The organism is Pseudomonas sp. G11-1 (assembly GCF_024031555.1).
Lineage (GTDB): Bacteria > Pseudomonadota > Gammaproteobacteria > Pseudomonadales > Pseudomonadaceae > Halopseudomonas > Halopseudomonas bauzanensis.
In genome coordinates this window covers 129408-153602 of the sequence record NZ_QEYQ01000004.1, presented here as the reverse complement: position 1 = coordinate 153602, position 24195 = coordinate 129408, and the positions used below count along the sequence as shown (strand labels likewise).

23 protein-coding genes are annotated in these 24195 nt (G+C 58.5%); 20 read left to right on the top strand and 3 right to left on the bottom strand.

The window, feature by feature from the left end; translation table 11 throughout:
• Positions 1 to 34: 34 nt before the first annotated feature.
• Genes DHB74_RS13110 through hisC form a run of 10 tightly spaced genes read left to right on the top strand, consistent with a single transcriptional unit; the run spans position 35 to position 7729 of the window.
• Positions 35 to 853 (top strand): ATP-binding cassette domain-containing protein, encoded by an 819-nt coding sequence (locus tag DHB74_RS13110; protein ID WP_499161676.1) that lies wholly within the window; start codon positions 35 to 37, stop codon positions 851 to 853.
• Positions 850 to 1632 carry a lipid asymmetry maintenance ABC transporter permease subunit MlaE gene (mlaE, locus tag DHB74_RS13105; RefSeq protein ID WP_499161675.1) on the top strand — a complete coding sequence of 261 codons (783 nt, stop codon included), beginning with the start codon at positions 850 to 852 and terminating at the stop codon, positions 1630 to 1632. The genes DHB74_RS13110 and mlaE overlap by 4 nt, the downstream gene beginning before the upstream one ends.
• Before the next feature lie 18 nt (positions 1633 to 1650).
• Positions 1651 to 2115 carry an outer membrane lipid asymmetry maintenance protein MlaD gene (gene mlaD / locus DHB74_RS13100; protein WP_036992786.1) on the top strand — a complete coding sequence of 155 codons (465 nt, stop codon included), beginning with the start codon at positions 1651 to 1653 and terminating at the stop codon, positions 2113 to 2115.
• 12 nt (positions 2116 to 2127) lie between these two features.
• A complete protein-coding gene (locus tag DHB74_RS13095; RefSeq protein WP_036992784.1) occupies positions 2128 to 2775 on the top strand; it encodes an MlaC/ttg2D family ABC transporter substrate-binding protein in 648 nt (215 codons plus the stop codon).
• A complete protein-coding gene (locus tag DHB74_RS13090; RefSeq protein WP_051611352.1) occupies positions 2772 to 3116 on the top strand; it encodes an STAS domain-containing protein in 345 nt (114 codons plus the stop codon). The genes DHB74_RS13095 and DHB74_RS13090 overlap by 4 nt, the downstream gene beginning before the upstream one ends.
• A complete protein-coding gene (locus DHB74_RS13085; RefSeq protein WP_036992782.1) occupies positions 3103 to 3339 on the top strand; it encodes a BolA family protein in 237 nt (78 codons plus the stop codon). Before DHB74_RS13090 ends, DHB74_RS13085 begins: the two co-directional genes overlap by 14 nt.
• Positions 3340 to 3364: 25 nt before the next feature.
• Positions 3365 to 4630, top strand: coding sequence for a UDP-N-acetylglucosamine 1-carboxyvinyltransferase (gene murA, locus DHB74_RS13080; RefSeq protein WP_036992781.1), 1266 nt, complete (start codon positions 3365 to 3367; stop codon positions 4628 to 4630).
• A 10-nt stretch (positions 4631 to 4640) separates the two neighbouring features.
• On the top strand, positions 4641 to 5282 hold the full coding sequence (hisG, locus tag DHB74_RS13075; protein WP_036992779.1) for an ATP phosphoribosyltransferase: 642 nt from the start codon (positions 4641 to 4643) through the stop codon (positions 5280 to 5282).
• Positions 5283 to 5316: 34 nt separating this feature from the next.
• Entirely contained in the window at positions 5317 to 6624 is a 1308-nt protein-coding gene (gene hisD / locus DHB74_RS13070) for a histidinol dehydrogenase (protein ID WP_499161674.1), read from the top strand.
• Positions 6625 to 6673: 49 nt separating this feature from the next.
• The gene (hisC, locus tag DHB74_RS13065; protein WP_499161673.1) at positions 6674 to 7729 is read left to right on the top strand and encodes a histidinol-phosphate transaminase; all 1056 of its coding nucleotides are present in this window, start codon (positions 6674 to 6676) and stop codon (positions 7727 to 7729) included.
• A gap of 3 nt (positions 7730 to 7732) precedes the next feature.
• On the opposite strand, the gene DHB74_RS13060 is transcribed toward hisC, so the two are convergent.
• Entirely contained in the window at positions 7733 to 8869 is a 1137-nt protein-coding gene (locus DHB74_RS13060) for a S1C family serine protease (RefSeq protein WP_499161672.1), read from the bottom strand.
• A 147-nt stretch (positions 8870 to 9016) separates the two neighbouring features.
• Here DHB74_RS13060 and DHB74_RS13055 point away from each other — a divergent pair, with 147 nt between their 5' ends.
• The 4 genes from DHB74_RS13055 to tadA all read left to right on the top strand — a co-directional run bounded on the left by DHB74_RS13055 (position 9017) and on the right by tadA (position 13296).
• Positions 9017 to 9775, top strand: coding sequence for a Nif3-like dinuclear metal center hexameric protein (locus DHB74_RS13055; RefSeq protein WP_499161671.1), 759 nt, complete (start codon positions 9017 to 9019; stop codon positions 9773 to 9775).
• A 129-nt stretch (positions 9776 to 9904) separates the two neighbouring features.
• Positions 9905 to 10810, top strand: a complete 906-nt coding sequence (cysD, locus tag DHB74_RS13050; RefSeq protein WP_499161670.1) for a sulfate adenylyltransferase subunit CysD — start codon at positions 9905 to 9907, stop codon at positions 10808 to 10810.
• 23 nt (positions 10811 to 10833) lie between these two features.
• Positions 10834 to 12741 (top strand): sulfate adenylyltransferase subunit CysN, encoded by a 1908-nt coding sequence (gene cysN, locus DHB74_RS13045; protein ID WP_499161669.1) that lies wholly within the window; start codon positions 10834 to 10836, stop codon positions 12739 to 12741.
• A gap of 99 nt (positions 12742 to 12840) precedes the next feature.
• Complete coding sequence (gene tadA / locus DHB74_RS13040; protein WP_499161668.1) at positions 12841 to 13296, top strand: tRNA adenosine(34) deaminase TadA; 456 nt, start codon at positions 12841 to 12843, stop codon at positions 13294 to 13296.
• Between the two features lie 57 nt (positions 13297 to 13353).
• Here the strand turns inward: tadA and mltF are convergent, their stop codons facing one another.
• Complete coding sequence (gene mltF, locus DHB74_RS13035; RefSeq protein ID WP_036992768.1) at positions 13354 to 14793, bottom strand: membrane-bound lytic murein transglycosylase MltF; 1440 nt, start codon at positions 14791 to 14793, stop codon at positions 13354 to 13356.
• 174 nt (positions 14794 to 14967) lie between these two features.
• On the opposite strand from mltF, the gene purL reads away from it, so the two are divergent.
• Both purL and DHB74_RS13025 read left to right on the top strand, forming a co-directional pair.
• Complete coding sequence (gene purL, locus DHB74_RS13030) at positions 14968 to 18864, top strand: phosphoribosylformylglycinamidine synthase (RefSeq protein WP_499161667.1); 3897 nt, start codon at positions 14968 to 14970, stop codon at positions 18862 to 18864.
• A 174-nt stretch (positions 18865 to 19038) separates the two neighbouring features.
• Entirely contained in the window at positions 19039 to 19386 is a 348-nt protein-coding gene (locus DHB74_RS13025; RefSeq protein ID WP_074781251.1) for a hypothetical protein, read from the top strand.
• Between the two features lie 159 nt (positions 19387 to 19545).
• Here the strand turns inward: DHB74_RS13025 and DHB74_RS13020 are convergent, their stop codons facing one another.
• Entirely contained in the window at positions 19546 to 20511 is a 966-nt protein-coding gene (locus DHB74_RS13020; RefSeq protein ID WP_499161666.1) for an integron integrase, read from the bottom strand.
• A gap of 228 nt (positions 20512 to 20739) precedes the next feature.
• On the opposite strand from DHB74_RS13020, the gene DHB74_RS13015 reads away from it, so the two are divergent.
• The 4 genes from DHB74_RS13015 to DHB74_RS13000 all read left to right on the top strand — a co-directional run bounded on the left by DHB74_RS13015 (position 20740) and on the right by DHB74_RS13000 (position 24185).
• Positions 20740 to 21300, top strand: coding sequence for a hypothetical protein (locus DHB74_RS13015; RefSeq protein ID WP_499161665.1), 561 nt, complete (start codon positions 20740 to 20742; stop codon positions 21298 to 21300).
• Between the two features lie 86 nt (positions 21301 to 21386).
• Entirely contained in the window at positions 21387 to 22379 is a 993-nt protein-coding gene (locus DHB74_RS13010; protein ID WP_499161664.1) for a DUF3644 domain-containing protein, read from the top strand.
• Positions 22380 to 22446: 67 nt separating this feature from the next.
• On the top strand, positions 22447 to 23502 hold the full coding sequence (locus tag DHB74_RS13005) for an abortive infection family protein (protein ID WP_499161663.1): 1056 nt from the start codon (positions 22447 to 22449) through the stop codon (positions 23500 to 23502).
• A gap of 98 nt (positions 23503 to 23600) precedes the next feature.
• Complete coding sequence (locus DHB74_RS13000) at positions 23601 to 24185, top strand: hypothetical protein (protein WP_499161662.1); 585 nt, start codon at positions 23601 to 23603, stop codon at positions 24183 to 24185.
• Positions 24186 to 24195 lie beyond the last annotated feature (10 nt).

Genomic DNA, 24195 nt, shown 5'->3' with positions numbered 1-24195 from the left:
TTGCGCCGGTTAACAGGTAAGGCCGCCTATAACTATGCCCGAATCATCGGATTTTATCGTCGATCTGCAGCAGGTAACCTTCACCCGGGGTGAGCGGACTATCTTCAATAATGTAGACATCCGGATCCCCCGCGGCAAGATTACCGGCATCATGGGGCCTTCGGGCTGCGGTAAGACCACCTTGCTGCGCCTGATCGGTGCACAGCTGCGCCCCGACAGCGGCGCCATCCTGGTCAACGGCCAGAATATTCCCCAGCTGGGCCGCGAGGAGCTGTTCGCCGCGCGCCAGCATATGGGCATGCTGTTCCAGAGCGGGGCGCTGTTCACCGACCTGAACGTGTTCGAGAACGTTGCCTTCCCGCTGCGGGTCCATACCCAGCTGCCGGAAGACATGATTCGCGATATCGTCCTGCTGAAACTCCAGGCAGTCGGCCTGCGCGGCGCCACCCAGCTGATGCCTGACGAGCTGTCTGGCGGCATGAAGCGTCGCGTCGCATTGGCTCGCGCCATTGCCCTGGACCCCGAACTGATGATGTACGACGAGCCTTTCGTCGGGCAGGACCCGATTTCCATGGGCGTGCTGGTGCGGCTGATCCGTCTGCTCAATGACGCACTGGGGCTGACCAGCATCGTGGTATCCCACGATCTGGCGGAAACCGCCAGTATCGCCGACTACCTCTATGTGGTGGGTGATGGCCAGGTGCTGGGCCACGGCGAGCCTGATGAGTTGATGAACTCCAATAACCCGCGCATCCGTCAGTTCATGCAGGGCGAGCCGGACGGCCCGGTGCCGTTCCACTTTCCTGCCACGGATTATGTGGATGAACTACTGCAGAAGGAGCGCAAGGCGTGAGTATTCTTGCAAATCGGGTGGCCCTGCTGGGGCGATCCGGCCTGAATCTGGTCGCGGCCATTGGCCGGTCCGGCATCTTCCTGTATCAGGCGCTGGCCGGACGTTCCAACTTCGGCAATCCCTTTGGCCTGCTGCTCAAGCAACTGTATGCCGTGGGCGTGCTGTCGCTGGCGATCATCACCGTTTCGGGGGTGTTCATCGGCATGGTGCTGGCACTGCAGGGTTACAACATCCTCAAGGACTACGGCTCCGAGCAGGCGGTCGGGCAGATGGTGGCGTTGACCCTGCTGCGTGAACTGGGGCCGGTGGTGACCGCGCTGTTGTTTGCCGGCCGGGCCGGTTCGGCGCTGACCGCCGAGATCGGCCTGATGAAGGCCACCGAACAGCTCTCCAGCCTGGAAATGATCGGTGTCGACCCGCTCAAATATGTAGTCGCCCCTAGACTGTGGGCGGGCTTCATTTCCATGCCGCTGCTGTCGCTGATCTTCTGTGTGGTCGGCATCTGGGGCGGCGCCATGGTGGCCGTGGATTGGCTGGGCATCTATTCCGGCTCCTACTGGTCCAATATGCAGAACTCGGTACTCTTCAGTGCGGACGTGCTTAACGGGATGATCAAGTCCCTGGTATTTGCCGTCGTGGTGACCTGGATCGCGGTATTCCAGGGCTACGATTGCGAGCCGACGTCCGAGGGCATCAGCCGGGCCACCACCCGTACTGTTGTCTATGCCTCCCTGGCCGTGCTGGGCCTGGATTTCATTCTCACCGCTTTGATGTTTTGATCAGCCAAGGAAACTGCCATGCGCACCCGTAAACTGGAATTGACTGTCGGCCTGTTCATCCTGGCCGGATTGCTGGCCCTGCTGATACTTGCCCTGCGTGTCAGCGGTCTGACCCTGACCACCAGTGGCGACACCTATACGGTCTATGCCCACTTCGACAACGTGTCCGGCCTGACCGCTCGCTCCAAGGTAACCATGGCCGGTGTGACCATTGGCCAGGTCAAACGCATCACCTTTGACAAGAACCGTTACACCGGCTTGGTCGAGATGTCGATCAACTCTGATGTCGATACCCTGCCGGCGGACAGTACCGCATCGATCGTCACCGCCGGCTTGCTCGGTGAGAAATACATTGGCATCTCCGTTGGCGGGGATGAACTGGTGCTGGCTGATGGTGACGAGATCCTCGATACCCAGTCGGCGCTGGTGCTTGAGGAACTGATCGGACGTTTCTTGCTCAATACCGTCAGCAAAGACGACTAACAGGAGAAAACTATGCGCAACGTCATGACGTGGGGCCTGGCCCTGTTGCTGAGCATGCCGCTGCTGGCTCAGGCTGCGGCGGCTACACCCCATCAGGTAGTGGAAGATACCTCCGTGCGGGTCATGGAAGTACTGGACTCCAACCGCGAGCTGTACAAGCAGGATTCCAACGCCTTTCTCGAAGGGCTCAACGAGGTCCTCGATCCGGTGGTCGATTTCAAGGGCATCGCTCGCAGCGTGATGACCGTACGCTACAGCCGCAGTGCCTCGGATGAGCAGATGGAGCGCTTCATCGATACCTTCAAGCGCAGCATGGTCGAGTTCTATGGCAATGCTCTGCTCGAATTCAACAGCGGCAAGATCGCCGTACTGCCGCCGGCCCGGGGCTCGCAGCAGTCTGAGCAGCGTGCCAGTGTGGATATGGAAGTGCAGGCCAATGATGGCAACGTCTACAAGGTGACCTATACCATGGCCAATATCGATGGCCAGTGGAAAGTGCGCAACGTGATCGTCGAAGGCATCAACATCGGCCTGCTGTTCCGCGACCAGTTCGCCCAGGCCATGCAGGCCCAACGCAATGACCTGGATGCGGTCATCGACAACTGGGGCAGTGTGGTTGCCGAGTCCCGCGAGATCGTCGAAGACGAGGCCGGCGAGTGACGGCGCGCTGGGTACCTGACGGCGAGCGGCTGCGGCTGGAAGGCGAGCTGGACTTCGTCAGCGCCATCCCGGTACGTGAGGCGCTCGACAGCTTCCTGGCCAGCTCGGCCGGCAAACGCGTGGTGCTTGACCTGTCCGGCGTGACCCGGATCAACAGCGTTGGCCTGTCGCTATTGTTGTCTGCCGCTCGGTCGGCGCAGCAGAGCCAGGTTCAACTGCAGGCCACAGCGCTGCCGGCCGGCCTCCTGAGCATGGCGGCGGTCTGCGGCCTGGATGATTGGCTGGAAACACTTTCTGCTGCCGATGGCAGCACAACGGAGATACCCCATGCAGGCCAGTGAAGTAAAGAAGCTGCTGGAGCAGCATTTGCCCGAGACACAGGTGGAAGTGGAAGGCGAAGGCTGCAACTTTCAGCTGTTGCTGATCAGTGACGAACTGGCGGCGCTGTCGCCGGTCAAGCGTCAGCAGCAGGTCTATGCGCTGCTCAACGGCCCGATTGCCGATGGCAGCATCCATGCGGTCACCATGAAATTTTTTACCCGCGAAGCCTGGGACAACCGGTAACCGGACCCAGCACGAGAGAACCCGTATGGACAAATTGATGATCACCGGCGGTAACCGCCTGGATGGCGAGATCCGCATTTCCGGCGCGAAGAACTCTGCGCTGCCGATCCTGGCCGCCACCCTGTTGGCTGACGAAGCCGTCACCATCTGCAACCTGCCGCACCTGCATGACATCACCACCATGATCGAACTGTTCGGTCGCATGGGTGTGCAGCCGGTAGTGGGCGACAAGCTCAACGTGGAAGTGAACCCGACCAGCATTACCACCCTGGTGGCGCCTTACGAGCTGGTCAAGACCATGCGCGCCTCCATCCTGGTTCTGGGGCCGATGGTCGCGCATTTCGGCTATGCCGAAGTGGCCTTGCCCGGCGGTTGCGCGATCGGCTCGCGGCCGGTGGATCTGCATATCCGTGGCCTGGAAGCCATGGGTGCCGAGATCACCGTCGAAGGTGGTTACATCAAGGCCAAGGCGCCGGAAGGTGGCCTGCGCGGGGCACATTACTTCTTCGATACCGTGAGTGTCACCGGTACCGAGAACATCCTGATGGCGGCCACCCTGGCCCGTGGGCAGACGGTGATTCAGAACGCTGCGCGGGAGCCCGAGGTAGTGGATCTGGCCGAATGCCTGATCGCCATGGGCGCGCAGATCCGCGGCCATGGTACCGACACCATCACCGTGGATGGCGTAGAGCGCCTGCATGGTGCCACCTATTCGGTGATGCCTGACCGTATCGAAACCGGCACTTTCCTGGTCGCCGGCGCTGCCACCCGTGGCCGCGTCAAGCTCAAGGATACCGATCCGTCGATTCTGGAAGCCTTCCTGCTGAAGCTGGAAGAAGCGGGCGCGCAGATCGATACCGGCAAGAACTGGGTCAGTCTGGACATGAAGGGCAACCGTCCGCGCGCGGTCAACCTGCGCACCGCGCCTTACCCGGCCTTCCCGACGGACATGCAGGCGCAGTTCATGGCCATGAACGCCGTGGCCGAGGGCACCGGTACCGTGATCGAGACGGTGTTCGAGAACCGTTTCATGCACGTGCAGGAAATGAGCCGCATGGGCGCGCAGATTCAGGTCGAGGGCAACACCGCCATCATTACCGGTGTGGAGCGACTCAAGGGTGCGCCGGTCATGGCGACCGACCTGCGTGCCTCCGCCAGCCTGGTAATCGCCGGCCTGTGGGCTGATGGCGACACCCTGGTTGACCGGATCTACCACATCGATCGTGGTTACGAATGCATCGAAGAAAAGCTGCAAATGCTTGGCGCCGGTATCCGCCGCGTTTCCGCTTGAGAGGATTTTCATGAGCAATAGCCTGACCATCGCCCTGTCCAAGGGCCGCATCCTGGACGACACGCTGCCGCTGCTGAAGCTGGCGGGCATCGAGCCGGTGGAAGACCTGGACAAGAGCCGCAAGCTGATCTTCAGCACCAGCGACCCGGACGTGCGGCTGTTGATCGTACGCGCCACTGACGTGCCGACCTATGTCGAGCAGGGCGCTGCCGATCTGGGCGTGGCGGGCAAGGATGTGCTCATGGAGTACGGCAGCCAGGGGTTGTACGAACCGCTGGATCTGAAGATTGCCAACTGCCGGCTGATGACGGCCGGCCCGGTGAATACGCCCGAGCCCAAGGGCCGCCTGCGGGTAGCTACCAAGTTCGTCAACGTCGCCCGCCGTTACTATGCAGAGCAGGGCCGCCAGGTGGAGCTGATCAAATTGTACGGCTCCATGGAGCTGGCGCCACTGGTCGGCCTGGCGGACAAGATCATTGATGTGGTCGATACCGGCAACACGCTCAAGGCCAATGGCCTGGAGCCGCAGGAACTGATTGCGGACATCAGCTCCCGGCTGATCGTCAACAAGGCGTCGATGAAGATGAAGCATGCCCGGATCAAGAGCCTGATTGACCTGTTGGCCGAGGCCGTCGAGCGCCGCGCCAACTGATAGCACTACCCCGAACCCACTTGAGGAATACGCCATGAACACGCCGTTGAAAATCGCCCGTTTGGATATCAATCAGGTCGATTTCAACCATCATCTCGATGGGCTGCTGGCGTGGGAAGGTGTGTCTGACAAGGCGGTCAACGAGCGGGTCGAGGAAATCATCTCCGCCGTACGCGCCCGTGGCGATGCGGCGGTGGTGGAATATACCGCGCGCTTCGACGGACTCGAAGTGGCCAGCATGGCCGATCTGACCCTGGATCGTGCCCGCCTGGAGCAGGCACTCGATCGCATCACCGCCGAACAACGTCAGGCCCTGGAAGTGGCCGCCGAGCGGGTGCGGCTCTACCACGAGCATCAGCGTCAGGACTCGTGGCGCTACACCGAGGCTGATGGCACGGTACTCGGCCAGCAGGTAACGCCGCTGGATCGGGTTGGTCTCTATGTGCCGGGCGGCAAGGCGTCCTATCCTTCGTCGGTGCTGATGAACGCGATTCCCGCCAAGGTCGCGGGTGTGCCCGAAGTGGTCATGGTGGTGCCGACGCCGCGCGGCGAGATCAACGAGCTGGTGCTGGCCGCAGCCTGTCTGGCCGGGGTTGATCGGGTATTCACTGTGGGTGGCGCGCAAGCCGTGGCCGCGCTGGCCTATGGCACTGACAGCATTCCCGGGGTGGACAAGATCGTCGGCCCGGGCAATATCTACGTGGCGACCGCCAAGCGCGCGGTGTTCGGCAAGGTCGGTATCGACATGATCGCCGGCCCCTCGGAAATCCTGGTGATCTGCGATGGCCAGACCGATCCGGACTGGATCGCCATGGACCTGTTCTCCCAGGCCGAGCACGACGAAGACGCCCAATCGATTCTGCTGTCGCCGGACGCGGACTTTCTCGACGCGGTCGAAGCCAGTCTGAACAAGTTGCTGGGCAGTCTGGAGCGCAGCGACATGGTGCGTATCTCCCTGGAGAGTCGCGGCGCGCTGATCAAGGTCGACAGCCTGGAGCAGGCCTGCGAGCTGTCCAACCGCATCGCCCCTGAGCACCTCGAACTGTCGGTCGCCGACCCCGATGCCATGCTGCCACAGATCCGTCACGCCGGCGCCATCTTCATGGGCCGCTTCACACCCGAAGCGCTGGGCGATTATTGCGCCGGCCCGAACCATGTGCTGCCGACCTCCGGTACCGCGCGGTTCTCGTCGCCACTGGGCGTCTACGACTTCCAGAAGCGCTCCTCGGTGATCTTCTGCTCCCCGGAAGGTGCCTCGGAACTGGCGAAAACGGCCTCGGTGCTGGCTCGCGGCGAAAGTCTGACCGCGCACGCCCGCAGCGCGGAATACCGAATCAAATAACAGCCCCAAGCCGGCAGCTTGCGGCTTGCTTCAAATCGAGGATTGACCTGTGAGTCGTTTCTGGAGCCCTTTTGTAAAGGATCTGGTGCCTTACGTGCCGGGCGAGCAGCCCAAGCTGGACAACCTGATCAAGCTCAATACCAACGAAAACCCCTACGGCCCGTCGCCCAGGGTGGTCGAGGCCATCCGGGCCCAGCTGGACGATAGCCTGCGGCTGTATCCGGCGCCCAATGCCGACCTGCTGAAAGACACCATTGCCAGTTATTACGGCGTGACCGCAGCCGAGGTGTTCGTCGGCAATGGCTCGGACGAAGTGCTGGCGCACATCTTCCATGCGCTGTTCCAGCATGGCAAACCGGTGTTGATGCCGGACATCAGCTACAGTTTCTACCCGGTGTACTGCGGTCTCTACGGTATCGAGGCCCAAACGCTGCCCTTGGCCGAGGATTTCAGTATTCGCCCGGCGGATTACCGGGGTGAGAACGGCGGCATCATCTTCCCCAATCCGAACGCGCCCACCGGCATGCTGCTGCCGCTGGCCGGCATCGAGCAGATTCTGCAAGCCAACCCGGACTCGGTGGTGGTGGTAGATGAAGCCTACATCGATTTCGGCGGCGAGACGGCCATCGCGCTGGTGAATCGCTACCCCAACCTGCTGGTGACCCAGACCCTGTCCAAGTCACGCTCGCTCGCCGGCTTGCGGGTGGGACTGGCGGTGGGGCACGCGGATCTGATCGAGGCGCTGGAGCGGGTCAAGAACAGCTTCAACTCCTACCCGCTGGACCGCCTGGCGATTGTCGGGGCGGTGGCTGCCTTCGAGGATCAGGCGTATTTCCAGCAGACCTGCCAGGCGGTGATCAACAGTCGGGACGCCCTGAGCCAAGGGCTGCAAGAACGCGGTTTCCAGGTGCTGCCGTCGGCCGCCAACTTCGTGCTGGCCCGACACGGCGAGCGCGACGCCGACGAACTCGCAGCTGGGCTGCGGGCGCAGAAGGTGATCGTGCGGCACTTCCGCGCGCCGCGCATCGAACAGTTCCTGCGCATCACCGTAGGCACGCCGGAGCAGAACCAGGCGCTGCTGCGCGCCCTCGACGCGCTGCTTTGAGTATCAGGAGCCGAGGGTAGGCCGCACGCCAACCTCGGCGGTGAAGCTCATGGCTTCGCCGTTGCGCAGCACTTCCAGCTGCACCTGAGAGCCCGGCTTGGCACGGGCGACCTGATTCATCGCATGCCGGCCATTGGTAATGGCCGCGTCATCGATCCGCAGGATGACATCCCCCGGCCGCAGGCCTGCGGACCAGGCCGGGCCGTTGCGATACAGGCCGGAGACCACGAGTCCTTCGGTCTTGACCAGACCGAAGGACTCGGCCAAATCGCTGGTCAGCGGCTGCACCTCCACGCCCAGCCAGCCACGGATCACCCGGCCACGTTCGATGATTTCCTCCATCACATTCACCGCCAGGGGGGCAGGAATAGCAAAGCCGATGCCTTGGGAGCCACCGGACTGGGAGAAGATGGCCGTATTGATACCGATCAACCGGCCATGGGCATCGATCAAGGCGCCACCGGAATTGCCCTGGTTGATCGCTGCGTCGGTCTGAATGAAGTCCTCATAGGTGTTGAGGCCCAGTTGGTTGCGGCCAGTGGCGCTGATGATGCCCATGGTCACGGTCTGCCCCAGTCCGAAGGGATTGCCGATAGCCATGACCACGTCGCCCGTGGATTGCTGCTCTTCAGTGCTGATGGTCACCGTGGGCAGGTCCGGCAGATTGATCTTGAGTACCGCGAGGTCGGTCTCGGGATCGGTGCCGATCAACTCGGCAATGGCTTCGCGGCCATCGCGCAGCGCGATGAGAATCTCGTCGGCATCGGCAACCACATGGTTGTTGGTCAGCAGGTAGCCATCGCTGCGCAGGATTACCGCCGAGCCCAGACTGGACTGGCGGCGTGACGGAGCGGGCAGGGTATTGGAATAGTCGCGCAGGGTCGGGGTGTCGAACGGACTGTTGTTGCGACTGGGTATCTGTTTGGTAGTGAAGATGTTGGCCACGGCGGGAGCGGCCTTGCTGACGGCGTCGCTGTACGACACCACGCCATTGCTGCTGGGCAGCGTCAGGGCGGGGGCCATTTGATAGGACGAATGCGCCGGCAGCCCTAGCCATTGCGGGAATTGCTGAATGATCAGCAGGGCGATCAACAGGCCACAGACGGCAGGCCAGCCCAGATTACGCAAAAAACCTTTCATTGGGGGTACCTGGAGTGCGGTCATGATGAATGGTCCGGAAGCGGCCATTATAGGGAGATTTTTTGGATTGTGCAGGTACGTATTGCAACCTTGTATCCTTGTGCAACAGGCACACGAAAACCTTTTTTTCACTGGGGGAGAGTCGTAATGACACAATGTTCCGAGTTGGTCGCTTATTGCAACAATCTGCTGGAGAGGGGAGCCTTTCAGGATTATTGCCCCAACGGCCTGCAAGTGGAGGGGCGCAGCGATATTCAGCGGATAGTCACCGGAGTGACCGCCAGTCAGGCACTGATTGAAGCTGCCGCGGCGCGGGGTGCTGATTTGCTGCTGGTGCACCACGGTTACTTCTGGAAGGGCGAAGCCGCTCCGATCACCGGATTGAAACAGCGGCGGATCAAGGCGTTGCTGGAGCACGGCATCAACCTGGTCGCCTATCACCTGCCCCTCGATGCCCATGCCAAGTTTGGCAATAACGTGCAATTGGCGCAGTTGCTCGGCTGGCATATCACTGGTGGGCTGGAGCCGGATAACCCAAGGTCCATCGGCCTGCAGGGTGAACTGAGCGAGGCGGTTTCCGGGTCCGAACTGGCCCAGCAGCTGAATATCGCCCTGGGGCGCGAGCCGCTGTTCATCAGCGGCCATAGCCGCCCGGTGAAGCGTATCGCCTGGTGTACCGGTGCTGCCCAGGGGTATATCGAAAAGGCGGTAGCGTTGGGTGTGGATGCTTTCATTACCGGCGAAGTTTCAGAGCCCACCATTCATATCGCCCGTGAATGCGGAATCAATTTCTACGCCGCCGGCCACCATGCCACCGAGCGTTACGGTGTGAAAGCACTGGGCGAGCACTTGGGGGAGCACTTTGGTCTCGAGCATGAATTCATCGATATTGACAACCCGGTCTGAGCGGGATCGGGTCGAACTGGGTCGTATATGCTTATAACTTAAAGGTATCGGAGGGCTGCTTATTAGAAGGGGATGGCTTTGATACAATGCCGGCATTCTTATTCATGCCTCCTTCACCGTGAGTAGCCCATGCTGGAAAAACTGACCCATCTCAAACAGCTGGAAGCTGAAAGCATCCATATCATCCGTGAGGTTGCCGCCGAATTTCAGAACCCGGTAATGCTCTACTCCATCGGCAAGGATTCGGCCGTGATGCTGCACCTGGCGCGCAAGGCCTTTTACCCAGGCCGCCTGCCGTTCCCGGTGCTGCATGTGGATACCGGCTGGAAATTCCGCGAGATGTACAGCTTCCGCGAACGCATGGTCGAGGAAATGGATCTGGACCTGCTGGTGCACATGAATCCCGAGGGTGTGGCGCAGGGCGTTGGTCCTTTTACTCACGGCAGCGCGGTGCATACCGATGTGATGAAAACCCAGGGCCTGAAACAGGCACTGGACAAGTACGGCTTCGATGCGGCCTTCGGCGGCGCGCGCCGGGATGAGGAGAAATCCCGGGCCAAGGAGCGTGTCTACTCCTTCCGTGACAAGCATCACCGCTGGGATCCGAAAAACCAGCGCCCGGAACTGTGGAACATCTACAACGGCAAGGTGCACAAGGGTGAAAGCATCCGCGTGTTCCCGCTGTCCAACTGGACCGAGCTGGATATCTGGCAATACATCTATCTGGAAAGCATTCCGATCGTGCCGCTGTACTTCGCTGCCGAGCGCCCGGTGGTCAACCGTGACGGTTCGCTGATCATGGTCGATGACGAGCGCATGCCGCTGAACTCCGGCGAAACCCCGGAGATGAAGATGGTGCGCTTCCGTACCCTGGGTTGCTATCCGTTGACCGGCGCCGTGGAGTCCACCGCGGCGACCCTGCCGGAAATCATCCAGGAAATGTTGTTGACCCGTACTTCCGAGCGCCAGGGCCGCGTGATCGATCATGATCAGGCCGGATCGATGGAAGAAAAGAAACGCCAAGGCTATTTCTAAGCGCCCGCCCGGAGAATTATGTAATGAGTCACCAATCTGATCTGATCAGCCAGGACATCCTGGCCTACCTGGGGCAGCACGAGCGCAAGGAACTGCTGCGTTTTCTTACCTGTGGCAACGTCGATGACGGCAAGAGCACGCTGATCGGTCGTCTGCTGCATGACTCCAAGATGATCTACGAAGATCACATGGAAGCCATCACCCGCGACTCGAAGAAGTCCGGCACCACTGGTGAAGAAGTGGATCTGGCGCTGCTGGTCGATGGCCTGCAGGCCGAGCGTGAGCAGGGCATCACCATCGATGTAGCCTACCGCTACTTCTCCACGGCCAAACGCAAGTTCATCATCGCCGACACCCCCGGCCATGAGCAGTACACCCGCAATATGGCCACCGGCGCCTCGACCTGCGACCTGGCGATCATCCTGATCGATGCACGTTACGGTGTGCAGACCCAGACCCGCCGCCACAGCTTTATCGCCTCGTTGCTGGGCATCAAGCATATCGTCGTTGCGGTCAACAAGATGGACCTGCTGGACTTCGACCAGACCGTCTTCAACAAGATCTGCGCCGACTACAGCGAGTTCGCCAAGGGCCTGGACACGCTGGCCGGGAGCTCGATTCACTTTGTCCCGATGTCTGCGCTCAAGGGCGACAACGTGGTCAATCGCAGCGAGCGCAGCCCGTGGTATACCGGCCCCTCGCTGATGGAAATTCTGGAAACCGTGGAAGTGGCAGCGGACCGCAATCTGACCGACCTGCGCTTCCCGGTGCAGCTGGTCACCCGGCCGAACCTCAACTTCCGCGGCTTTGCCGGCACCATCGCCTCCGGCGTGGTGAACAAGGGCGACGAGTTGGTAGCACTGCCCTCGGGCAAGACCAGCCGGGTCAAATCCATCGTCACTTTCGATGGTGAACTGGAAGCTGCCGGGCCCGGCCAGGCGGTGACCCTGACCCTGGAAGACGAGATCGATATCTCCCGCGGTGACATGCTCGCCCACGTGGATAACCAGCCGGTGATCGGCGACCTGTTCGAAGCCAGCCTGGTGTGGATGTCCGAGCAGCCAATGCAGCCGGGGCGCAAATACGACATCAAGCGGGCCACCAGTTATAGCCCGGGCTCCTTTACCCGGATTCACTTCCGGCAGGATGTGAACACTCTGGCCCATGAAGAAGTCGGCGAGTTGGCCCTGAACGAGATCGCCCGGGTCGAGTTGGCGCTGGAACGGCCCATTGCCTATGACGACTACCGCGCCAACCGCACCACCGGCGCCTTTATCGTCGTCGATCGCATGACCAACGGCACCGTCGGCGCCGGCATGATCGTGGCCAAGGCGCAGGCGGAGCAGCACACTGCGGGTGGTCAGCATGGCGAGTTTGCCCATGTGACGCCGAGCGAGCGCGCTGTGCGTTATGGTCAGGAGCCGGTGACGCTGCTGTTCACCGGCCTGTCGGGCGCCGGCAAGAGTACTCTGGCCTATGCCGTAGAGCGTCGCCTGTTCGATCGCGGCCGCGCCTGCTTTGTGCTGGATGGCAAAGCCATGCGCCAGGATCTGAGCAAGGGGTTGGGACGTGATGCGGCAGGCCGGGCAGAGAATCTGCATAAAGGCGCCCGTGTTGCCCGCCAGCTGAATCAGGCCGGCCTGATCGCGCTGGGCGCCTTCGTCGCGCCCACTGCGGAAAGTCGCGCCACCGCCAAGCATATCCTCGGGGATCGCTGCTTGATGGTGTACCTGGATACACCGCTGGAAGTATGCCAGGCGCGTGATCCGTCCGGGCTCTACGCCGCTGGGGAGGAGGGCACCATTCCGGGTATTTCCTATCCTTACGAAGCACCTGATGATGCCGATCTGATCATCAACACCGCGGAATTGGATCTGGCGGCCAGTGTCGACAAGGTTATCGAACTGCTGCGCGAACGGTCGCTGATCTAAGCTGTATCCCTCCGGCGGGCAGCAATGCCCGCCATTTTCCCTGCATCATTGTGTATCCTTGCCGTCCATGAAGGTGAGACGGGCGGCAAGAGATTCCAGATGAAACCAGCTGATATCGATTTCATGCGTGAGGCCATCGCCGAAGCGCGCAAAGGTGCCGAACTGGGCGAAGTGCCGGTGGGCGCCATTCTGGTGCGCGACGGCAAGATTATCGGCCGCGGTTTCAACCAGCCCATCAGCAGTCATGACCCCAGCGCCCACGCCGAAATGGTTGCCCTGCGCCAGGCCGCCGCCAGCGACGCCAATTATCGCCTGCCCGGCACTACCCTATACGTCACCCTCGAACCCTGCACCATGTGCTCCGGTCTGCTGGTCCACAGCCGCATCAGCCGCCTGGTCTTCGGCGCCAGCGAGCCCCGCTCCGGCGCGGTGGTCAGTCGTAGCCAGGTGCTGGACCAACCGTGGTTGAACCACCGGGTGCAGGTGGAGGGAGGAGTGTTGGCGGAGAAGTGTGGGGAGATATTGACGGAGTTTTTTCGGGCGCGGCGGCAGTAGCGGTAACGGCAGAGAACAATCAAGGTGGCTTCTCGGGGTGTAGCGCACCTGCCGAGCTCAAATCCCCTGCGGCAACTGATCCAGAATCCCCGGCGCATGGTACTGCTCGTCCGGCATCTGCGGTGTTTCCGCCTGCGGCTGGGTCACCCAGGTGAGGATTTCGTAGTAGCGGCGGATGTTCTGCACATAGTGCACTGGCTCGCCACCGCGGGCATAGCCGTAGCGGGTCTGGCTGTACCACTGCTTTTTCGATAGCAGCGGCAGGTGATCCTTCACATCAATCCAGCGGTTGGGGTCGCGGCCATTGTTGCGGGTCAGAATGCGCGCATCATCCAGATGCCCGATACCGACGTTATAAGCCGCCAGCGCGAACCAGGTGCGGTCCGGTTCGGGAATGTCGGTCGATAGCTGATCCCGCACCCACACCAGATAACGCGCGCCCCCGGCAATGCTCTGCGCCGGATCGACCCGGTTGGTCACGCCGACGAACTTGGCGGTGGGCAGGGTCAGCATCATCAGGCCACGCACGCCGGTCGGCGAACGGGCATCCACATCCCACAGCGATTCCTGATAGGCCATGGCCGCCAGCAGGCGCCAGTCCATGCCCTGCTGATCACCCGCCTGCCGGAACAGTTTCTCGAACCGCGGCAGGCGTTGTTGCATATGCCGGGCAAAGGCGCGGGCGCCGACGTAATCGAGTACATCGGCATGGCCGTAGAAACGTTCCAGCAGTTGATCGAGGGTGCCATCGGCGCGGATGCTGTCGAAGAACTGGTTCACTTCCAGCAGCAGGCTGTCATCTTCACCGCCGGGCAGCGCCCAGGCCATGGGCTGGGGCGGGGCGAGATCGAACCCCACATGCACAGCGGGATAGAACGCCTGATTGACAATCAGCTCGTTGGAGTAGACCACCGCAAAATCGATCTCGTCGTCATTGACCATGCGCAGCAGGTCCACGACCTCCAGGTTGTCCGATTCCTCGAATACCAATTGCGGATGCTCGACCTGCAGCTGACGCAACTGATCGGCCAGGGTGCTGCCCTTGAGCACCAGGATGCGCCGATCGTACAGGTCCTCGATTCCCCGCGGCTGGCGATCACCGCGGCGATAGACTACCTGTGGCGTAACCTGCAGATAGGCTTCGGCAAACTGCACCTGATCCTCGCGGGCCGGGTTGGCGGTAACCCCGGCGGCGGCCAGGTGTGGCCCCTTGTCCTGAGCCAGTTGCCGATACAGATCCTCCAGTGTTGGGCTGGTGATCATTTCCAGCTCCAGGTCGAGGCTATCGGCGAAGCGTTTGCTCAGCTCGTACTCCAGACCGGTATCGCCATGCCGGCCCTGGTAATAGGTGGTAGGCGTGTTGCGGGTAACCACGCGCAGGGTGCCATCCTCGCGCAACTGCTCCAGTCGGCTGGGTTGTTCGCAGGCAACCAGCAGCACCGAGCACAGGATGGCCAGGATGGGAACAGCAGTGTGACGAAGGCGGTTTTTCGGCATGCGCTCAGTATATGTAAATCCGCCTCCCGGCAATAGAGCGGGATCGTCACAGGGCAACGATGATATGCGGCTGGTCGCCCGCGCCCCGCCGTACAATAGCCCGAACGCCCAGCATGGGTTATCCTATGCGCCTTCTTTTTCACTTTCCCAAAAATCTCCGAGGCCGAAACCAACATGCATATCCTGCGTGGCGCCCCAGTCCTTTCCGATTTCCGTCGCAACAAGCTGCTTGCTCGTCTGCAACAGCAGGTCCCCGGCGTGAGTGGTGTGTATGCCGAATTCATGCATTTTGCCGACCTGATTGGCGAATTGGCTAAGCAGGAGCAGACCGTGCTGGATCGCCTGCTCAAGTACGGCCCGCGGGTGGCGGTCGAAGAGCCGGCTGGCACGCTGGTATTGGTGGTGCCGCGTTTCGGTACCATCTCGCCCTGGTCGAGCAAGGCCACGGATATTGCCCATAACTGCGGACTGCAGGCCATCGCGCGCCTTGAGCGCGGCATCGCCTATTACGTCAGTGGCGAGCTGAGCGCCGCCGAGCTGCAGCAGGTTACGGCGTTGCTGCATGACCGCATGACCGAGCTGGCGCTGGACAACGTGGAAGCCGCTGCGCAGCTGTTCCACCACACCGAGCCCAAGCCGTTCAACCGCGTGGACATTCTGGAAGGTGGCAAGGCCGCGCTGGAACAGGCCAACATCGAGCTGGGCCTGGCGCTCGCCGATGACGAGATCGACTATCTGGTAGCAAGCTTCACCGATCTGGGGCGCAACCCCAGCGACGTCGAACTGATGATGTTCGCCCAGGCCAACTCCGAGCATTGCCGACACAAGATTTTCAACGCCAGCTGGGACATTGACGGCCAAGCGCAGGAAAAAAGCCTGTTTGGCATGATCAAGAATACCTACCAGATGCGCAGCGAAGGCGTGTTGTCCGCGTACAAGGACAACGCTGCGGTGATCGAGGGTTTTGTCGGTGGTCGCTTCTTCCCCGAGCCCGGCACCGAAGAATACCGCTCGCATCAGGAACAGATTCACATCCTGATGAAGGTGGAGACCCACAACCATCCGACCGCCATTTCTCCGTTCTCCGGCGCCTCCACCGGCTCCGGTGGCGAGATCCGGGACGAAGGCGCGACTGGCCGTGGCGGCAAGCCCAAGGCAGGCCTGACGGGCTTTACCGTCTCCAACCTGCGCATTCCCGGTTTCGAACAGCCTTGGGAAGAGGACAACGGCAAGCCGGGTCGCATCGTCACGCCGCTGCAGATCATGATCGACGGCCCGCTCGGCGGCGCCGCGTTCAACAACGAATTCGGTCGTCCCGCGCTGACCGGTTACTTCCGTACCTTCGAGCAGACCGTACAGTCGCCCCGTGGCCCGGAAATCCGTGGTTACCACAAGCCGATCATGATTGCCGGCGGCCTGGGCAACATCCGCGCTGATCACGTCGAAAAAGCCGAGATTCCGGTCGGCGCCAAGCTGGTGGTACTCGGCGGCCCGGCCATGCTGATCGGTCTGGGCGGCGGCGCCGCTTCGTCCATGGCCACTGGCAGCAGTGCCGAAGATCTGGACTTTGCCTCGGTACAGCGCGAGAACCCGGAAATGGAACGCCGCTGCCAGGAAGTCATCGACCGTTGCTGGCAGCTGGGCGCCAAGAACCCCATCGCCTTTATCCACGACGTGGGTGCGGGCGGGTTGTCCAACGCCTTCCCCGAGCTGGTCAACGATGGTGGCCGCGGTGGCCGTTTCGAACTGCGCAACGTACCAAATGACGAGCCGGGCATGAGCCCGCTGGAAATCTGGTCCAACGAATCCCAGGAACGCTACGTCATGGCCGTGCCGAACGCCGACTTCGAGCGTTTCCAGGCCATCTGCGAACGCGAGCGTTGCCCCTTCGCCGTGGTCGGTGAAGCCACCGAAGAACAGCTGCTGGTGCTCAACGACAGCCACTTCGACAACCAGCCGGTCGACATGCCGCTGTCCGTCCTGCTCGGCAAGCCGCCGCGTATGCACCGCAGCGTCAACCGCGAAGCAGAGCAGGGCGACGACTTCGACGCCACCAGCGTAGCGCTGGAAGAAGCTGCCCTGCGCGTGCTGCGCCTGCCGGCCGTGGCCAGCAAGAACTTCCTGATTACCATTGGTGATCGCAGCATTACCGGCCTGGTCGCCCGCGACCAGATGGTCGGTCCCTGGCAGGTACCAGTCGCTGATTGCGCCGTTACCGCCACCAGCTTCGATGTGCACACCGGTGAAGCCATGGCCATGGGCGAGCGCACCCCGCTGGCCCTGCTCGACGCCCCGGCTTCCGGTCGCATGGCGGTTGCCGAAACCGTTACCAACCTGGCTGCTGCACGGATCGACAAGCTGTCCGACATCCGCCTGTCTGCCAACTGGATGGCCGCTGCCGGTCACCCTGGTGAAGACGCGCGTCTGTACGACACGGTCAAGGCCGTCGGCATGGAATTGTGCCCGGAGCTGGGCATTACCGTGCCGGTGGGCAAGGACTCCATGTCCATGCAGACCCGCTGGAGCGATGAAGGTCAGGACAAGAGCGTTACCTCGCCCATGTCGCTGATCGTGACCGGCTTTGCCCCGGTGCAGGACGTACGCCGTACCCTGACCCCGCAACTGCGCGTCGATCAGGGCGACACCGACCTGATCCTCATCGACCTCGGCCGTGGCCAGAACCGCCTCGGCGGCTCCGCGCTGGCGCAGGTATATAACCGCATCGGCCAGCAGGCACCGGATCTGGACGACGCCGAAGACCTGAAAGCCTTCTTCGCCGTGGTCCAGGGCCTGAACCAGGACGATCTGCTGCTGGCCTATCACGACCGCTCCGACGGCGGCCTGCTGGCCAGCGTCGCGGAAATGGCCTTTGCCGGTCATTGCGGCCTGGATATCAATCTGGATGTACTGGCCGATAACGCCAGCGACCTGCCCGCTGCCCTGTTCAACGAAGAGCTGGGCGTGGTGATTCAGGTGCGCCAGGACGATACCGAAGCCGTACTCAGCCAACTGGCCGCCGCCGGCCTGGGTGATTGCAGTGCCGTAATCGGCCAGCCGAAAGTCGAGCAGCAGTTGGACTTCTACTACGCCGGTGAAAACGTACTGTCCGGCACCCGCGCCGACTGGCAACAGGCCTGGAGCGAAACCAGCTGGCAAATCCAGCGCATGCGTGACAACGCCGAGTGCGCCGACCAGGAGCACGAACGTCTGGCCGACGACAAGAACCCCGGCCTGCAAGCCATGCTCAGCTTTGACATCAATGAAGATGTGGCAGCGCCCTTCCTCAATACCGGCATGCGCCCGGCGGTTGCCATCCTGCGCGAGCAGGGCGTCAACGGCCAGGTAGAGATGGCCGCCGCGTTTACCCGCGCGGGCTTCACTGCCATCGACGTACACATGAGCGACATCCTCAGCGGCCGTGTGGATCTGGCCGACTTCCGTGGTCTGGTCGCCTGTGGCGGCTTCTCCTACGGTGACGTGCTGGGTGCCGGCGAAGGTTGGGCCAAGTCGATCCTGTTCAACGAGCAGGCGCGTCAGGCCTTCACCGACTTCTTTGCCCGCCCGGACACCTTCACCCTGGGTGTGTGCAACGGCTGCCAGATGCTGTCCAACCTGCGCGAACTGATTCCCGGCAGCGAGCACTGGCCACGTTTTGTACGCAACCGCTCCGAGCAGTTCGAAGCGCGGGTGGCCATGGTCGAAGTACAGCCATCGCCGTCGGTCTTCCTCAGCGGCATGATTGGCTCACGCATGCCGATCGCCATCGCCCACGGCGAAGGCTTTGCCGAGTTTGCCGACAGCGCAGCCGTAGATGCCTGTGAAGCCAACAGCACGGTGGCGCTGCGTTTCGTCGACAACCACGGCCGCATGACTGACCGCTACCCTGCCAACCCCAACGGCTCCCCCCGCGGCATCACCGGCCTGACTTCCCGCGACGGCCGCGTCACCATCATGATGCCGCACCCGGAACGGGTCTTCCGCACCGTACAAAACTCCTGGCACCCCGATGACTGGAGCGAAGACGGCGCCTGGATGCGCATGTTCCGTAATGCAAGAGTCTGGGTAGGCTAACAACCAACCCGCACCAACAAAAATCCCGGCCACGCGCCGGGATTTTTATATGTACATTCTGTCAGTAGCGCATTTTTGCTCCCTCTGCCCTCGTGGGGGGAGAGGGGAAGCAACCAGAAGTCCTCCCAGAGCAACTACACTACTTCCAGACATCAACAAACAAGAAAGCTACCCATGAAAACAACAACCCTCATAGCCTCGCTCCTCCTAACCGCCTGCACAACCCAAACCACCCACGTCTACAAACCCGACGGCAACAAACAATGCGAGCCCGTTACCACGTCCTTAGCCGACAGCACCGATCAACTCACCAACGCCGGCATTAAAGCCGTCACCTCAAACTGCGCGATCCAAACCGGCATGGCCGTAATAACCGTCTGCGGCGCCCCGACCCTGGGCATCCATCTTCACGAAATCGCAGCCAGCGATGTGCAGAAAGCCAAAGAGCTCGGCTACGAAGAGGCAAGCAACCTGCTCAACGAAGATCGCGGCATAGGCTATGAAATCACCAGATGCCCGTAACGTCATTGAAATGGCCAGATGCCTGCATTATGGTTAAGCCAAACAGGGATAGCAGACTCTCCTCCAGAGGCATCGGACAGCCATCATTTCCCTCCCAAACATAACGCTAATGCTCGGAGGCGAGGGGTAGGGCGGTAGCGTTCCTGGACTACCGAAATGCTACCCCAGTGGGCTCTGAACACCAGCAAACCCTTGCCCGAGTACATGGGTATAGATTTGTGTAGTACGCACATCCGCATGTCCCAGCAGCGTTTGTACTGTACGAATATCACTGCCACGGCGCAGCAGCTCGGTAGCAAAAGTGTGCCGGAAAGTATGGCAGCCAACAGGCTTCTCCATGCCCGTAACGCGAACAGCCTGCTTAACAGCGCGCTGAATGGTGCTGACGTGCACATGATGGCGGACGCTCTGACCATCTTCATCAATGCAGATCCCGCTTGAAGGGAAAATCCACTGCCACGCCAGAGAAAAAGATGCACGAGGATACTTACGACGCAAAGCAAAAGGGAGAGATACAGGAATCTTGTAAATTTCCTCCTGTGACCGCCACCCGGCTTCGATCTGCCTTATTCGATGTTTAAGAGGGATTATCAAGGGGGCAGGCAGTAAAGTGGTTCTATCCTTACCGCCTTTGCCGTCTCTGACTATGATCGTCTGGTTCAGGAAATCTATATCCTTGACGCGCAGGCGGGATGACTCAACGACCCGCAGACCCGCGCCATACATAAGAGATGCCAATACTTGGTACGGTTGGGATAGCTGCTCAATGATCGACATGGCTTCCTGGTGGGTGAGCACAGTCGGCAATCTCGGCGGACGCTTGACTCTGACCACGTCTCCGATCTCACCGAGAGGCTGCTCAAGAACACGCGCATACAGAAACACGATGGCATTCAAAGCCAGATTTTGCGTCGCAGCTGCCACCTGGCGATCAGTGGCTAGCCAGCTGAGAAACGCGTTTACATCGGATGTACCCAGCTCAAGGGGGTGACGCATCCCATGGAAGCGAATGAAATAGCGGATCCAGTACCAATAGCTTTTTTCTGTACGGATACTGTAGTGATGTCGACGCATCACCGAGCGGAACTGGTCCCTCAGGCGAGGTTTAGGAGCTAGGCTGTCCATGTGTTCTCCTTGACTGTTTTTTTATACAGTAGTAATAGTTGTACGAAAAGACGAAGTCAAGCGAATACAGCAGGAGGGAGGCTGGTCATGGGTAACATATTGGTTTTTAAAGGTTTTCGTAGGGTGTGTAATTCCGCTTACCCGGAGTTATACCGCAGTCACTATTATGTATTAGTACCGCACGCGGTCTAATCACTGTTATGTACTCATTTGGCATTGGAGTAGCCTTTGAAAATATATTACGTCGACGCTGAGAATATCGGCCTCAGCATGCTGGATGAGCTAACGATTTCCATCCTCGATAGAGTATTCGTCTTCACAAACTCAGAAAGCCTTAAATCTGCATGCGGCAATGCTCTATTAACCTGCGTAAGCGGATATCCCTCGGGGCAAAACCAAGCAGACTTCTACATAATCGCTCATCTATCTAATGTCCTGTCACACCTCTCAAAAGCCGAGAAAAAAGCAATAGATTTTAATCTTTGTTCCAAAGACCAAAATCTTTGGAAGGCTTTTGAATTTCAATGCAACCTCGCAGGTGTTAAATCTAGCGCTCCAAATATCGCTATTGAGACCGAAAACAATAATGTTGTTGTCGCAATTGACACATCTCTTGAGGCAAAAATTCTCAAAATAATGTCCCAACCAATCACTTCAATTGAAATTCAACAGAAGCTAAATATCCCACAGTCAAATTTCACTACGTCATTCAACCAGCTTATAAAATCCGGAAAAATCAAGCGTCAGGAAAAATCAAAGAAGCACTGGCAGCGAGTTAAGAGCACATAACAACTGGTTCAAATCGCTCGCTCCGCTCACTGGGACGGGCTAAAGCCCGCCCCTTAACCAAACGTTAACTTACCCAAGGGAGCTACATGAAGTCTCGATCTCGCTTAATGCTTGAAAAATCTATCGCGGCAATGCTGTCTGCAATAGAGATATACAATAAACCTGACTTTAAGTATCGCGAGGAGACTTTTTCTGTTCTGTGTATTAACGCTTGGGAGTTATTGTTAAAATCAAAAGTTCTCAATTTGGCCAGTAATAAAGTGGCTTCACTTTATGCAATGGAGTATAGAACTCTAAAAAGTGGAAAGAAATCTACGGTTAAGAGGCCAAAAACTAATCGATCCGGAAACCCTCTTTCAATTAATCTCTTTGAAGCCTATCGGATCGCTACCGAGGATTATGGCGTTAAGATAGACAAAGCGGTAAATGACAATTTGGTCGCGCTTACTGAAATTAGGGATAATTCAATACATTTCGTGAATGATGACTTGCTCTTGTCCCTGAAGATTCAGGAGCTAGGCAGTGCATCACTGCAAAACTACCTCCACCTTGTATCTAGTTGGTTTGGTGATGTCCTGTCAGGATATAACTTTTACCTCATGCCACTATCTTTCTTTCGCAACTTCAATGAAGCCCCCGGCGTTTCGCTCAACTCAAATGAACGTAAGGTTCTAGAGTACATAAAAAAGTCAGAAGAGGGGTATGATAGCAGCGAAGATGTTGGTGATTACAACTTGACTCTGAGAATTGATGTTAAATTCCAGAAAGTTAAGAGCACGTCTGGTTTACCGGTTCAGGTCACTAATGATCCAAGTGCAACCGCAGTTTATTTGTCAGAAGAAGATTTTTCGGATAAGTATCCGTGGGATTACGATATCCTTAGTACGCGGTTGTCCAAGCGATATTCTGATTTCAAGATGAACGCAAAATATCACAAAACCAGAAAAAAATTGGAAGGAGATAAGAAGTTTGCGTACGAGCGACTTCTGAACCCGAAGAATCCAAATGGTGGGAAAAAGATATTTTATAACCCGAACATTCAGAAAGAGTTCGATAAATATTATACAAAGATAAGTTAACAAGGCATTGCAGCGGACAAGCCGCTGAATGCGGCGTTAGCAGTCAATGGAGAGTTGAGTAACCCCGATGCTCACAGATATTTTTTCTTACCGATACAAAAACACCCCGATATGGTCGGTGTACTCGGAAAATGAGCGGAGATTGCTGACGCAAGCGTTTGGTATCGTCAAAGAGGCTCTGCCGTATTACGACGAAAGCGGCAAGGTCGATAAACGTGGCGAAGAAAAATGGAAGTTACTGCACGACAAACTTTGCAGAGAGCTTGGCGTCACAGAACTTTCTAAGCGGTACTACTCGTATCAACAAACAACCGCGCTAGGCACCCATCCTGTATCCGGTTTCTTTTCGTGGATTCATGTTTGTGAGCAATTTGTCACTGCTCAAGTACCAGGAGACATAAATCCGGATCAATTCATCAAAGAGCGTCTTAGCTTCGTTGAACTTGGCTTACGGTTACGAGGCGAGGAAATTGCTCGACTTAATAAAAATTTGCCTCACGCGATTATGGAAGCAAAGCTTAGCGACTCAGCTCCGCGGCGTGGAATGCGAATCCCCGGAAGCTCAGTTGATCGCGTCAAATCTTGGAATGCGTCGGCAAACGCGGCGTACGACTCCCAAGTAAACGAATTAAACGAGCGTTTCAGGCGAGCGAGTGTTCCTCTCAACTACCACAACGGCTTTGTCCAGTTGTCACGGGATGAAGTGGTGGAAAGTCAGGTAGCCACGCCCTTCTGGGAGATTGTTTCCGATCCACTGTGGGAAAACGTCGATATCGACATGAAAGAAGCTTTGGATAGGAGGGATTCCAATTCGAAGGATCCCGCGCTATTTGCAGCAAAGGCGCTCGAAAGTACCATCAAGATCATCTCCGATAAGAAAGGCTGGACTCGCGGCAAAGAAAAGGGAGCCGCAAATTACATCGACAATCTAGTCAGTAAGGCCAATGGTCAATTTCTGCAGGTTTGGGAGGGCGATATCTTGAAAGACTATTTTCGCAAAGTGCGAAATACGGTGGGTCATGGCCCAGGTTCGGAGCCTATGCCTGTGCTGACCCTAGAACAAACAGATTGGGCAATTGAGGTAGCAATGTCTTGGGTGAAGTCTCTTGTTAAACGTATGTGAGTTGACGGCTAACAAGTGGTTCAAACCGCTCGCTTCGCTCACTGGGACGGGCTAAAGCCCGCCCCTTAACCAAACGTTAAGTTCTCATGGAGGTTCAGATGCCCAAAGAGGCATATATCTTTTTAGGCGCGTTAGTAACCGCTTTCGTTGGTTTTATAGTGGCGCGTTTTACAAGCGGCGTTCAATTGAAGATCGCGAAAGATAATTCCGCCAAAGACATTCGACTTCAATCAGATCGTCTAGATGACGAAAGGCTAAAAAGTGAAGTCGCGCTTGAACGAGATAAGCTTGAAAAGCTACACAAGGTTCTTTCCGTAATCTCGTTTGAAAACTCCCAAACAATGAGCTACATCCAATCGTCAGAAACTGATTTGTCTGATTTTCGTAAGAGGTACATCGCAAATTGTGATCGACTTCATGATGCGCTTGCCATTACAGATTTGTACTATCCAGACATGTCTGAGGCAATTCGAGAGATATTCGGTCAGGCAAATTGCTTCTGGGGTTACCAGGAAGGTGTAATACGAATCGATATAAAAACCAATGAACAAGGTTGGCAGTCCAATCTATCGAAAGCTCTTGAGGCTGGAACAGAAATAAATAAGCGAGTGAAAGTCCTCCAATATCAAATTTCTGATCGCAGTAAAGAACTTAACAAAGCATTGCAGCGGACAAGCCGCTGAATGCGGCGTT